Source organism: Mobiluncus mulieris ATCC 35243 (assembly GCF_000160615.1).
Taxonomy (GTDB): domain Bacteria; phylum Actinomycetota; class Actinomycetes; order Actinomycetales; family Actinomycetaceae; genus Mobiluncus; species Mobiluncus mulieris.
This window is the reverse complement of sequence record NZ_GG668520.1, coordinates 85,455-97,863: the sequence shown is the minus strand read 5'-3', so window position 1 is coordinate 97,863 and position 12,409 is coordinate 85,455. Positions and strand designations below refer to the sequence as shown.

The 12,409-nt window shown below is 54.2% G+C and carries 12 protein-coding genes; 7 read left to right on the top strand and 5 right to left on the bottom strand.

What is annotated here, in order from left to right; genetic code table 11:
* Nucleotides 1–177 precede the first annotated feature (177 nt).
* A complete protein-coding gene (locus tag HMPREF0577_RS08430) occupies nt 178–1,452 on the top strand; it encodes a hypothetical protein (protein WP_004013933.1) in 1,275 nt (424 codons plus the stop codon).
* Here HMPREF0577_RS08430 and HMPREF0577_RS08425 read toward each other — a convergent pair.
* Nucleotides 1,449–1,790, bottom strand: coding sequence for a hypothetical protein (locus HMPREF0577_RS08425; protein WP_004013395.1), 342 nt, complete (start codon nt 1,788–1,790; stop codon nt 1,449–1,451). The two genes, HMPREF0577_RS08430 and HMPREF0577_RS08425, sit on opposite strands and share 4 nt — an antisense overlap.
* 72 nt (nt 1,791–1,862) lie before the next feature.
* On the opposite strand from HMPREF0577_RS08425, the gene HMPREF0577_RS08420 reads away from it, so the two are divergent.
* From HMPREF0577_RS08420 to HMPREF0577_RS08410, 3 genes are all read left to right on the top strand, one after another.
* On the top strand, nt 1,863–3,353 hold the full coding sequence (locus tag HMPREF0577_RS08420) for a uracil-xanthine permease family protein (RefSeq protein ID WP_004013394.1): 1,491 nt from the start codon (nt 1,863–1,865) through the stop codon (nt 3,351–3,353).
* Nucleotides 3,350–3,976, top strand: coding sequence for a LytR C-terminal domain-containing protein (locus HMPREF0577_RS08415; RefSeq protein WP_004013393.1), 627 nt, complete (start codon nt 3,350–3,352; stop codon nt 3,974–3,976). Before HMPREF0577_RS08420 ends, HMPREF0577_RS08415 begins: the two co-directional genes overlap by 4 nt.
* Nucleotides 3,977–4,061: 85 nt before the next feature.
* Nucleotides 4,062–4,877 carry a hypothetical protein gene (locus HMPREF0577_RS08410; RefSeq protein WP_231282640.1) on the top strand — a complete coding sequence of 272 codons (816 nt, stop codon included), beginning with the start codon at nt 4,062–4,064 and terminating at the stop codon, nt 4,875–4,877.
* A 54-nt stretch (nt 4,878–4,931) separates the two neighbouring features.
* Here HMPREF0577_RS08410 and hypD read toward each other — a convergent pair whose 3' ends face one another.
* From hypD to HMPREF0577_RS08390, 4 genes are all read right to left on the bottom strand, one after another.
* A complete protein-coding gene (gene hypD / locus HMPREF0577_RS08405; RefSeq protein ID WP_004013390.1) occupies nt 4,932–6,071 on the bottom strand; it encodes a hydrogenase formation protein HypD in 1,140 nt (379 codons plus the stop codon).
* Nucleotides 6,072–6,212: 141 nt separating this feature from the next.
* The gene (locus HMPREF0577_RS08400) at nt 6,213–6,488 is read right to left on the bottom strand and encodes a HypC/HybG/HupF family hydrogenase formation chaperone (RefSeq protein ID WP_004013389.1); all 276 of its coding nucleotides are present in this window, start codon (nt 6,486–6,488) and stop codon (nt 6,213–6,215) included.
* A 32-nt stretch (nt 6,489–6,520) separates the two neighbouring features.
* On the bottom strand, nt 6,521–7,639 hold the full coding sequence (gene hypE, locus HMPREF0577_RS08395; RefSeq protein WP_004013388.1) for a hydrogenase expression/formation protein HypE: 1,119 nt from the start codon (nt 7,637–7,639) through the stop codon (nt 6,521–6,523).
* On the bottom strand, nt 7,636–7,899 hold the full coding sequence (locus HMPREF0577_RS08390; RefSeq protein WP_004013387.1) for a HypC/HybG/HupF family hydrogenase formation chaperone: 264 nt from the start codon (nt 7,897–7,899) through the stop codon (nt 7,636–7,638). Before HMPREF0577_RS08390 ends, hypE begins: the two co-directional genes overlap by 4 nt.
* A 179-nt stretch (nt 7,900–8,078) precedes the next feature.
* On the opposite strand from HMPREF0577_RS08390, the gene HMPREF0577_RS08385 reads away from it, so the two are divergent.
* Genes HMPREF0577_RS08385 through cybH form a run of 3 tightly spaced genes read left to right on the top strand, consistent with a single transcriptional unit; the run spans nt 8,079 to nt 12,401 of the window.
* The gene (locus HMPREF0577_RS08385; protein WP_004013386.1) at nt 8,079–9,350 is read left to right on the top strand and encodes a hydrogenase small subunit; all 1,272 of its coding nucleotides are present in this window, start codon (nt 8,079–8,081) and stop codon (nt 9,348–9,350) included.
* Nucleotides 9,351–9,354: 4 nt separating this feature from the next.
* Nucleotides 9,355–11,115 carry a nickel-dependent hydrogenase large subunit gene (locus HMPREF0577_RS08380; RefSeq protein ID WP_004013385.1) on the top strand — a complete coding sequence of 587 codons (1,761 nt, stop codon included), beginning with the start codon at nt 9,355–9,357 and terminating at the stop codon, nt 11,113–11,115.
* On the top strand, nt 11,112–12,401 hold the full coding sequence (gene cybH, locus HMPREF0577_RS08375; protein ID WP_004013384.1) for a Ni/Fe-hydrogenase, b-type cytochrome subunit: 1,290 nt from the start codon (nt 11,112–11,114) through the stop codon (nt 12,399–12,401). Before HMPREF0577_RS08380 ends, cybH begins: the two co-directional genes overlap by 4 nt.
* Nucleotides 12,402–12,409: the final 8 nt, after the last annotated feature.

The window sequence follows — 12,409 nt, the reverse complement described above, 5'->3', positions numbered from 1 at the left end:
CCAGTTAAACTGAACGCCCTAAAAAGATACCTAAACTATGGCTAATGAGCAAATTAAATCTACCAGCCTGTTATAAGTGGCGTAACTTTAGGGGTTTAACCCCGGTTGAGTGTCCCCAGAGCAAAAAAGCAAGTAGAATGATGGGTGAATGTTTCACAGAGAGGAGGGTCACGGCTTATGGGCGACATGTTTCAACCGAATAGTGGTTTTCCGGGGTCTTCGAACCTCAACCAGGTTACGCCCCAGGTGCCGCCGGTGAGTTTGAACATGCCACCGCAAGACGCGAGTCAGACTATCCCGGGTATAAATCCCTCTAGTCCCGATGCCTATGGATATCCGCCCTACGAAGGACAGGTTCCTTTCCCCGCTGCGAGCATAGGTGGGGATAATGTTGCGGGCTACCCAGCGGCTCCTTCTACTGGACAGGGGTATCCACAAACGCCTCCGGTGCCCTATCCGAATATGGGTCAGGGATTGACCCCGGGGCAATACCCCGTGCCTCCTAGCGTGCCTGCGTTCGATAGTGCCACGCCGTCGCGCCGCTACTCCGATGAACCGATGGATGTTCGTAAAGTAGCGCAACTCGCCGAGGAACAACACCCCGATTTAGCGGATTTACGCACTCGAGTGCCTTTCAATATGCCCGGTTTAGTGCCGGCTTCAGTCAGTCGCTCTTCGCGACGTAAAAGTCGCCAGGCCAATGCCCAAGACCCCAGCGTTACTTCCAATGCGAATCCAGGCGGCTTCACCCTTCCCGGCGATCCCAATGCAGCCTTATCCTTCAAGGAACTGCTGGGACAACCGGTTTCCAATGTGGCGGCCTCGACCATCGCCTCACCCAAAGAGCTAGAAGACTCTGATGGGCTGCAGTTCCGAGCCGTGGGTCTCTCGGTAGGTTCGGTTCCGGAACCAGATATCCGCTACCCCATCCCTTACATCGCGAGGGAGCACCCATCCTACTATACGGGCTACGAAGTTTCGCTAATCATGGAATCTATCCGTGATCCCGAGCATGCTCGTCAGGTTCTAGCTCGTATCGTGGCTGTGCCTCGCTGGGTGCGTTGGGTGATTTCCATATTCTGTGGAGTTTGTGGGGCTGCTGTATCTGCCTTGAACGCCTTTTTGTCTCTGATTGCTTTCATGGCCGTAATGACGGTTGTTTTGATGTTCACCTACGCATTTGCCTCCCGCATCGGTTCGGGGCGTTTCTATGACCCGACGGGATACAAAACCATCTGGCTGGGAGCTTTCATGCCCATAGGCTTGCTATCCGCCACTATTGTGGCGCGTTCGCTGATTTCTCAACCTTGGTTGTCATTAATAGCCTTTGTGGTCACGACATTCTGCGGGATTATCTGGACTACCTGGATTCAAGAGTTTCAAATTAAACGCTTACTGTCTTCAGAGATTCAAGATGCTTCTCAAGACCAGTCGAGCCTTGCTCGCGCCTAGTTCATAGTCCCGGAAAGCGCTAGGAGCGGCAAAATTGAGGCTAGCCCAATGCCTAAACCCAAAACCGAAATCCCTACAGCGGCTCTAAGCAACAGGTTTCCTGGTAGTTGTCGGTCGTGAAGGCGACGGTTTTGGAATAGAGCAAGGGCAGCCGGCAGACTGAACACCGAAATCCAAGAGCCAAAGACCGGAATTAGGCTCACCAGTGAAGCCACAAACAGCGCTATCACCACCGCAGAGGTTTGCTGTTGGGGCTCGTGATATCCACTCGAGACAAAAACTTGCGTCGGGTCTACCTCTGCGGTACCGGGAAAATGCGAGACATAACCTTCACTCACCCTCCCAGCCTATCTCAAAGAGAGTGCACTGTCGTATTAGACTAGGGACAGCGGTCTAGCAAAGGAGATATCGTGGCGAAAGTCGCTGCAGACAAGCAAAAATCTTTTTTAGCACATTGGAAACTACATGGGGACGGTAAATCCATAACCACCGGTGAAGTAGTTCAACCCGACGAGCGCCTGACCTGGCCACGTACCTTTGGTATCGGAATGCAGCATATCGTGGCCATGTTTGGGGCTACTTTCCTGGTGCCGCTGCTAACCGGGTTTTCCCCCGCCACCACTCTCTTTTTCACTGGACTAGGCACTTTGTTGTTTATCGGTATCACCGCCGGGCGTCTGCCCTCCTACCTAGGTTCCAGTTTTGCGCTAATCGCCCCTATAGGGGCAGTAACTGGTTATGTCCAAGGTGGCGGTGCCCCAATAAACTCCGCCAAGATGGCTTTAGCGCAAGGCGGGGTGATTTCAGCAGGAGCACTGCTGTTAGCTGTCGGACTGATTGTACACTTCGCGGGAGCGGTGTGGATTGACCGAATCATGCCCCCCATTGTCACCGGAGCGATTGTATCGCTGATTGGTTTTAACCTGGCTCCTAGCGCTTGGAACAATGTAAAACAGGCTCCGGTCACCGCCACGGTCACGATTATCTCCGTGCTGCTAATCACGGTGCTTTTCAAAGGTATCATTGGTCGACTCTCGATTCTCATCGGGGTTTTGGCTGGCTATGTTTGCGCCATTATCCGTGGGGAAGTCGAATTCGAAGCCATTTCTAAAGCCGATTGGGTGGGATTCCCGCAATTCCACACCCCAGCCTTCGACCCGTCCTTCCTGGGACTGTTCTTGCCGGTCGTCTTGGTGTTAGTGGCAGAGAACATTGGCCATGTCAAATCTGTGGCCGCCATGACTGGGCAAAACCTCGATGATCTTTCTGGACGGGCTTTAATGGCCGATGGTTTATCCACCATGATTGCTGGAAGTGGTGGTGGTTCCGGAACCACCACCTATGCGGAAAATATCGGAGTTATGGCCGCTACCCGTGTCTATTCCACAGTGGCTTATATTGTGGCGGCTCTGGGAGCGATAGTGCTTTCGATGCTGCCCAAGTTTGGGGAAATCATTGCTACGATTCCTCCCGGGGTTTTGGGGGGTGCGGCCACGATACTCTACGGCATGATTGGGATGTTGGGAGTGCGTATCTGGGTGCAAAATCAAGTGGATTTCTCAGATCCGGTAAATCTGAACACGGCGGCGGTAGCGATGGTTATGGCTATAGCCAACTACACCCTAAAGATTGGCGATGTCAGTTTCGAGGGCATAGCCTTGGGATCGTTGGGAGCTATTGTTATCTATCATCTGATGCGCTGGATTTCCAGTATCAGGGGTACTTCTTTAGAGCAAGCCTCACCGGCTTCCGCTCCGGCCGGAACCGAACTGGATTCGATTGCCTATCGCAAACGCCACGTCAACGCAAAAATGAAGGGTAAAACAAAACAGCTCCGCGCCACTGAAAGGAATCCTGGCGCTGGCGGTGACAAGGCTAAGAAAGGGGATGGCACCTCATGAATCCAGCACCCAACAGCACCTGGGGGGAAGTAGTCGCGCCCCCCACCGATTCCAAGGCTGCTGCTGTCCAACGTAAGGTTCGCCGCCGTCGGCTCTTTGCTAAACAGTTCGTCTTACTGGGGTGGATAATATTGGGGATGGCGGCGATAACCGTCGCGGCGATACCTTTCGCCACTGGAATCTTTACCCTGCCATTCGGCAATAGCTTTACCCTCTCGGAAGAAGCCAAAGCCAAGGCTCCGCCCTGTCCCCCCAGCGGCACCCCAGTAGCGTTGAGTCAGGTAAAGGTCAGTGTCTATAACGGTTCTTCGCGAAACGGTTTAGCTAAAGAAACCGCCGAGCGGCTCAAGACTTTTGGAGTCGGGATTGAAAGTATTGGTAATGCCTCGGAATCCTATGCCGGTTCAGCGCGCATCACCACCGGCAAGGCTGGAATCACGAAAGCGTATTCTTTGTCCCGAGCTTTACCAGACTCGGAGGTGCGCATTGATTTATCCAAAAAAGACCGCATAAAGGTGTTGTTGGGAGAACAATTCCAGGGGGCATTGTCCAAAGAAATTTTGGGGGGAGGCGAGCTGGGGAGCTACCCTGAACCTAGCGAAAAATGCTCGAAATTGGACTAATTTTGCCTAAATCATCGTAGAAACTCCTAAGAGTAAGAGTGGGGTTAGCTATGATTAAACCAGCAGTAACGTAAATGGAGGAAGCGTGGGTCTGTTTAGTAAATCCGCAAAGAGCCGCAGCAGCGGACCAGCACGGCCGTATCCAAAGTCTTTTGCCGGCTGGGAAGCCCCGTCTACTTTCGCCACTGTTGCGGATTCCATGGAGTTCCAAGCTGAATTCGAGGCCTTGTTTGCGGGGCGTAACCTTGATGACATCAACGGAGCCGAATTCGACGACTGGGCGTACTTGGTGCGCGAACGTAATAATCCCGACGATTACGCGGCGGTTTGTATCTGGGTGCAAGGACATTTCATCGGGCGTCTCGACCAGGCCACGGCCGGGAAATACGTTGTAGAGATGAACGGCTTGGACTCCCAGGGACTGAATCTGGTGGTGCCGGCACACCTGTGGGCGCAGCGCACCAAAACCCGCCTGGCTAACCGGGTGACCTTAAGTCTGCCTCCGGTGGGGGCGGTGGGGCCGGTGAATTTCTTCCCCAAGCGAGCCTTTACTATTTTGCCTCCGGGCGATGAGATAGTGCTAGAAGACTTCGAGAATTACGTGGAACCGTTGCGTCCCTTTATTTCCACGGGGAAAACCGTACCGGTGGCGCTGGTTATGGTAGAGGAACAGTCGAATCTGCACGCGTATTTGGACAAGAAAACCTATGTGGGGCGGGTTCCTGATATGCAAGCTGAGCTGATTATCCCCTTGGTTCGCGCCGCCGTGTCACGCAAGTTGATTCCGGTGGCGCGCGGTTTACTGACTGGTTCTAATATCCGTAATGACTTGTCGATTGTGACGGGTAACACCAGGACAGTGGGTACCAGCTGGGTGCCCACTCATGACGGCGGGCGCTAAGCAATCGTTAGCGGGTCACTGGGTATCCCAGCAAATGCCGGTAAATTTCGGTAATTACACCAAGGCGGCGGCTACCGCCGGGTCGACCCGGCCGAAGTTGTAGTATGCGGCGCAAGCTCCCTCGGGGCTGACCATGCAGGTACCCACGGGGTTTGCTGGGGTGCAAGCGGTGCCAAATACCCCGCACTGCCAGGGCTTGAGTGAACCGGTAAGAACTTGTCCACACTGGCAGCTTGGTGGGTCGCTGACGCGTAAATTCGGCAGGTCAAAACGCTTTTCAGCATCGTACTTCGCGTAAGCGGTGGCGATTTTAAACCCGGAGTCGGGGATGAAACCCAGTCCGCGCCACTCGAAGGTATCGCGGTGTTCAAACACCTTAGCCATCAGGTTCAGCGCGGCCGTATTGCCTTCGGGAAGTACCACCCGGGCGTATTGGTTTTCCACCTCAGCGTGACCGGATGCCACTCGACCTGAAACGTATTGTTCTATCAGCATTTCTACGGCTTGGAGGATATCGAGGGGTTCAAAACCTGTCACTACCACCGGCAGATTGTATTCGCGGGGGATAAACTCGAAGGCCTTGGTGCCGGCAATGGTGGCGACGTGTCCCGGTCCGATAAAGCCTTTGATACGTCCCTGGTCTAGCCCCAGAATAGCGCGCAGCGGGGGTTCAATACGTACGTGGTTACAGAAAATCGAAAAGTTCTCTATGCCTTCTTTTTCGGCGCGATCTAAGGCCACGGCGGTGGAAGGTGCCGTGGTTTCAAATCCCACTGCAAAGAACACCACTTCGGCGTGGGGATTTTCCCGCGCAATCTGCAGGGCATCGAGGGGGGAATATACGAAACGAATGTCACATCCTTGTGCCTTGGCTTGTTGTAGGGAACCTTGGGTGCCGGGAACCCGCATCATGTCACCGAATGTCGTGAAAATAACCCCGGGTTGCCGCGCCAACCACCCCGCGTCGTCTACCCTGCCTAGGGGGATGACACACACCGGACATCCCGGTCCGTGAATCAACTCGAGGTTTTTTGGTAATAAATGCTCCAAACCGTGACGGTAAATAGTGTGAGTGTGTCCCCCGCAAATTTCCATAAAGGCCAGGGGGGTTTCGAGTTTGGCGGCGAGTTTTTTGATGCGTTCTAGCAGGGCTTTAGCAGCTACTGGGTCGCGGTATTCATCGACGTATTTCATGGTGGTTTGTTGTGTTCGCCTCCTGGGCTAAGTTTCTCGTTGTGGCGCGCTTTCAGGCTCGGGGTGTTCGGCCTTGGTTTGGTGGTTTGGGTTCGGTGGCCTCGAGTGCAGTTATTTGGGGTGGGTTCATGAGTCGCGAGGCTAACTTATGGCGGAAGTCGCGAATGAATCCAGCTCGGATTCGAAAGTGTCACCCCCGAGTTTTTTGATTTGGTCTAGAGTGGCGGCCGCTTCCGCAGCATCAATCTTGGCCAGAGCAAAGCCGACATGCACCAAAACCCAATCCCCAACGTCGAGAGTTTCCCCGGACATGAGGTCAACGGAAATTTCGCGGTTTACCCCCGATATCGACACAGTCGCGATACGTTGCGCGGCTTTCTCAAAATCCACGATTTGAGCCGGTACCCCTAAGCACATTTGGGTCTCCTTTTCCTAGTTTACTGAACAATTTAACATATTCTGGGAAGGGGGTCTCCCACCAGGGTATCCACCATGCGGGTGCCCCCGAAGCCGGTGACCATCACTACTGCGGAAGCAGGTTGGGGGACAATCTTGCCGACAATCGCGCTCGATTCCCCCCCAGGTAACGCTTGGATAGCGGCGAGTGCCGCTGCGGCTTCCGATTCTGGAACGATTGATACAAACATTCCTTCATTGGCGACATACAGCGGGTCGATACCTAGGATGTCGCAGGCTCCTCGAGTCATCTCGTGTACCACCAGTTTTTCTTCGTACACGGCCACGCCCTTGCCCGAGGTTCGAGCCAGTTCGTTTAGTACCGTGGCCAGACCTCCCCGGGTGGCATCACGCATCCACCGGGTGTTTGGGGCGGCTTTGAGTAGCGCTTGGGTTAGGTGGTTTACCGCCCGGGAGTCGGTTTCGATTGGGGCGGCTATGGCTAAATCCCCACGTGCCAACATCACTGCCATGCCGTGGTCGGCAATAGGACCGGAAATAATAATCGCGTCACCATCGGTAACCAGTGAGGCTCCCAGATTCACCTCGGGGGGGACAATTCCCACCCCGGCGGTGGTGATGAAGAGTCTATCGGCCGCTCCTTTGGATACTACTTTTGTATCGCCCGTTACAATTTTGACTCCAGCTCGGTCGGCCGCATGGTGCATATCAGCCACTACCCGGCGTAATACTTCGATTTCCAAGCCTTCTTCGATAACAAAAGCGGCGGAAATTCCAAAGGGTACCGCCCCGGAAACCGAGAGGTCATTGATTGTGCCGTTAACCGCCAGGTCGCCAATTGAACCGCCGGGGAAGAAAATCGGATTCACCACGTAGGAATCCGTGGAAAAGGCTAGTTTTTCGCCAGCACCTAATGAACAGCCAGCCTGTTGCGCCAAGTCCGTCAGATTCATCACCCCGGCATCGGTCAGCTCGTTGAGGGTATCGTTGCCATATTCCGCGACGAAAACCTGGTCAACGAGTTGGGCAGAAGCTTTGCCTCCGGCACCGTGAGCCAGGGTGACGAAGTCGTCTTTGAGTTTGTCTCCTCTAGCGCGCACCTTTTCGATACGACCCAGCACTTCCGCTTCATCAGCAGCTCGAACCATCATGCCTCCACTTTTGTAATTGCCAGTCCGGCGTGAACCAGGATTTTATCCCCGGGCGCTACCGGGGCGACCAGGCTCACATCCACGGTTTCCTTGCCACTTTCACTCCGAGCCACAGCGGTGGTCATATCTGGGGAAACATCAAGAATCTCGAGGGGGCGAGCCTCGTCAGAACAGGTGATACAGACTTCACCGCGTGGATTGTCCACCCCCAGATTCGTCAAGGAAGCGCTCAGTTTATCTGATATTTTGATTTCAGTCATTAGATGCTTTCCTTAAGACAGGCAAGAAAATCCTTTGCGTCTGGTTTTGAGCTTGCAAGGTCATGATACTCTCCTTGGTTAAAACTGCGCTATTGTAAGCCTTTGCTTAGCACAATTCGATACTATTACATTATACTGACCATTTGGCAAAGTTTTATAAGTTATCATAAAATCGGGTAGTGGCATGTGTCGGCAACAAGGACACGGGGAAAGGACATAAAGAAGTGACCTACAGCTTAGAGCCCTGGCGTGAAGGGACTTTGGCCGAGAATATCGCTAAAGCCGGTGTTTCGCGGCGTGATTTCATGAAGTTTTGTTCTTCGCTAGCCGCGATATTCGCGGTGGGTACGCCGGTGATGGCCAATGCGAAGGCCTTGAGACCTAGCACCGAGCATATCGCCAAAGTTTTGGGTGAGGTGAAAAAGCCACTGGTGGCGTGGCTGCAACTCCAAGAATGCACCGGCTGTATGGAATCCACGCTGCGCAGTGGCGGTACTACCGTGGAAGAGGTCGTGCTGAATCTGCTCTCCGTGAACTACAACGAACTGGTAATGGCGGCCTCCGGGGAGGCTGCCGAGAAAGCTCTGGAGGAAGTCAATGCCCAAGACCATATTCTGGTGGTAAACGGCTCTATCCCAGTCAAAGATGGTGGGATCTACTGCACTATCGGCGGTAAATCCGCCCAACAGGTTCTCGAGGAATCTGCCGAAAATGCGTCGATGATTCTGGCGGTGGGTGCCTGTGCGGTTTATGGTTCGGTACAAGCCGCTCGCCCCAACCCCACCGGAGCTGTGGGAGTGGATGAAATCATCAAAGATAAGCCGGTGATTAACGTCGCTGGTTGTCCCCCTATCGGCGAGGTGATTACCGCTACCCTGGCCTATATCTTGACCAAAGGTAAAGCCCCGGAACTCGATGCCGAAGGTCGTCCACTCTTCGCCTATGGCCAGCGAATCCACGATTCTTGCCCCCGACGCCCCCACTTCGATGCGGGACAGTTTGTGCGTACATTTGACGATGCTGGAGCCCGCGAAGGCTGGTGTCTGTACGACGTGGGATGTAAAGGGCCATCCACTTTCAGTCCTTGTCCCATTGTGCAGTGGAACCTCAAATCAGGCTGGCCCATCGGTGCCGGTCACCCGTGCATCGGTTGCACCGAAAGGGACTTCTATGACCGTTTCACGCCTTTCTACAGCAAGCTGCCAAATGTGACCGGCTTCGGGATTGAAGCCACTGCCGAGCAAATCGGTTGGGGCATGACCGCCTTGGTGGCCGGGGGAGTGGCAGTACATGCCGGGATTACGGCCGCGCGAGCGGCCGCAGATCGCAGAGCCACCGCGAATTCACCGATGGCAGCTTTCGGGGATGCCCCTCATGAATCCTCGGAGAAACCTGCCAACAACACCCCAACCCCTAGCAGCAACACCGACCCGAAGAATAGCGAGGACTAGAGCCATGGCGACCCAAAAGGTAGTAATCGACCCTTTGACCCGTATCGAGGGACACCTACGTATAGAACTGGAAGAAGAAAACGGGAAAATCAAAAAAGCCTGGAGTGAATCCACCCAGTTTCGTGGCCTGGAAAAAATCGTGGAAAACCGAGACCCACGTGACGTATGGGCCTTTGTACAGCGCATTTGCGGAGTGTGCACCTCTGTTCACGCTATTGCCTCGGTAACGGCTGTGGAAAACGCAATCGGGTCGAAGATTCCGGACAATGCCCGGCTGATTCGCGGATTGGTTATGGGATCCCAAGAGGTGCAAGACCACGTGATTCATTTCTATCACCTCCACGCCTTGGACTTCGTGAACGTGCCCAATGCGGCTAAGGCAGACCCCGAAAAAACCTTGGAGTTTGCGCATTCCATCGGGTCGAAGTGGCGGGGTAATAACTTGAAACGCTTTACCGAGGTGCGCCAAACCATCCAACAGGTTTTGGAATCCGGACAGCTCTCGGTGTTCACCGGGGGGTACTGGGATCACCCGGACTATCGCTTACCCCCCGAAGCGGATCTAATGTGCGTGGCACACTACCTGGATGCCTTGGAATTTCAACGTTCTATGATTCGAATTTGCACGGTTTTTGGTGGGAAAAACCCCCACCCGAACTTTTTGGTGGGTGGAATGGCGTGCTCCATTGACCCGGATTCTTCCGAGTCCATCAACCAAGTCCAGATGGATCAGGTACGCACCTGGATTGAAGAAACTATTGAATTCGTAAACGACTGCTATTACCCGGACGTGCTGGCGGTGGCGGGGGTTTACAAGGATTACTTCGATATCGGGGCGACGCATCCCAACTACCTGGCCGTAGGATTAGCCGGTTCAATGTTTGGAGGCGATCCGAGCGAAGCGCGCATTTCCGGATACGGACGCGGACACGGACACGACGAAGTAAAACCGGGGGTCATCATGGATGGAAACCTCGGCCAGATCCTACCCTTCAATCCCAAGAAAATCGAGGAATTTGTCACTTCAGCTTGGTATGAATACTCGGTGGGAGATGATAAAGGCCTGACCCCAGACAAGGGGGAAACCATTGTAAAGTACACCGGGCCAAAACCGCCATTCAAATGGCTGGGTGATAATGATAAGTACACCTGGAGCAAGGCACCGCGCTATGACGGCAAACCGATGCAGGTCGGCCCTATCGCCCGCATCATGTTGTCCTATGCGCAAGGCTATGAACCCACCGTGAAACTGGTTAATGCGGCCACAGAAAAACTCGGTATTACGGTAACGCAGCTCAACTCCACTATGGGTCGGACACTTGCGCGCGCCGCCGAAGCGGTACTTTCTGCCTCGCATCTGATGGATGACTATCTGGCTTTGCAAGAAAACATTAAGAACGGCAATATTGATGTTTTTGACCCCAGCCGTTGGGAACCCAAGAGCTGGCCCGAGGAATGCTCGGGATTTTCCCTAATCGAGGTGGCGAGGGGCAATCTGTCCCATTGGGTAACTATCAAGAACGGCAAAGTGCGAAACTACCAGGCGGTGGTGCCAACGACCTGGCTGGCGGGGGGACGCGACGCGAACGGGGTGCCCGGCCCGTATGAAGAGTCCCTCATGGCTACGGGGGAGCATCCCCTGGTGAATCCCAAAGAACCTCTCGAAGCTTTGCGTACGGTTCATTCCTATGACCCGTGCATGTCTTGTGGGGTGCATGTTTTGGATGTGGACGGCAATGAGGTAACCAAGGTGGTTACCTCATGAGGCCCGATGAAAGTACCAATCGCAACTCTAACTATGTCCCACAACGGCAGGTAGAGTTCTTTTCCAGTGGAGAACAATCCCGCGAAAAACGCAAACCCGGGGTAGAAGTCGGCGGTGGCCTGAGCGTAGGGGGTTTGTCCTTGCGGCGCCTGCTGACGATGGCGGCTGTAAGCCCGGCTGACAGCACCGATCCGGTGGATGTGGCGCTTAGAAACTCGCTGCGTTTCCTGTTTCGCCACGGCGCGCCGGAAACAGGTGTTTCCCGCGAGGACTTCGATCCGGCCAAAGACCGCCGTTATTCTCTGGCGCGGGTACACGGTTTTCAACGTACTAAGGATTCTCCTGCCGAGAAAACTGTCATTATTCGCGGTGACTTAGAGTCGGTGATGAACGTGGCTAAACCCAGCCACCAAGACCGCATCTTACTGCGAAAAAATGCCCAGATGGCAGGGTCTCGCGGGTATCGTTGTCTGGCGGTGGCTTCCGCCACGGTGGGGGATAACGGCGAGCTGGGAGCCTTTCGGATGGAGGGCTTCGTCAATGTACGCCCGGTAGGGACGGGCTTGCAGGACGAAGACTTAACCCCCACTTCGGACGACTGGGTGCGCTTGCAGCTGTGGTCGGCCGGTTTGCGTTTCCTGCATTGGCTGAATGTGGTGCTGATTGTGCTGCTGTCGGTAACGGGATACTACATCATGGATCCCTTCTTCGGTGACACGTTCTTTAGGGGAATTGAAACCGGGTTCCTTATGGGGTGGATGCGTTTCATCCACTTTTCCTGTGGGTTTATATGGATTGCAGTGGGATTGGCGCGGGCTTTTATCGCTTTCTTTTCGAAGGATCGCTACATGCGCTGGGAGACTTTCTGGCCGATTCACAGCAAAGAGGATATGAAGAATCTGGGTCGCACCCTGGGTTTCTATACGTTTCTGCGCAAGGAAGGCCCACTGTATGTGGCGCATAATCCTTTGCAGCAGTTGACCTATACGTCTATCTACATAGTGGGTGCCCTCCAGATGCTCATCGGGCTGTCGCTCTATGCGCTTTATCACATGTCCAATCCAGTGTGGGCTTTTATAGCGTTGCCCTGCAGTTGGTTCGGGATTCCCATCATGCGTTTGCTTCATGTGATGATAATGTTCCTGTTCTGGTGGTTCGTGATTGCTCATATTTACCTGGCGTTCCGGGCGGATTCTTTGGAGCGTCACGGTGGGGTTTCCGCCATGATTAGTGGTGGGGTATGGATGCGCCGCACCTCTCGTCCCGTTGACGCGCCGGAACTGTAGGGTGTTTG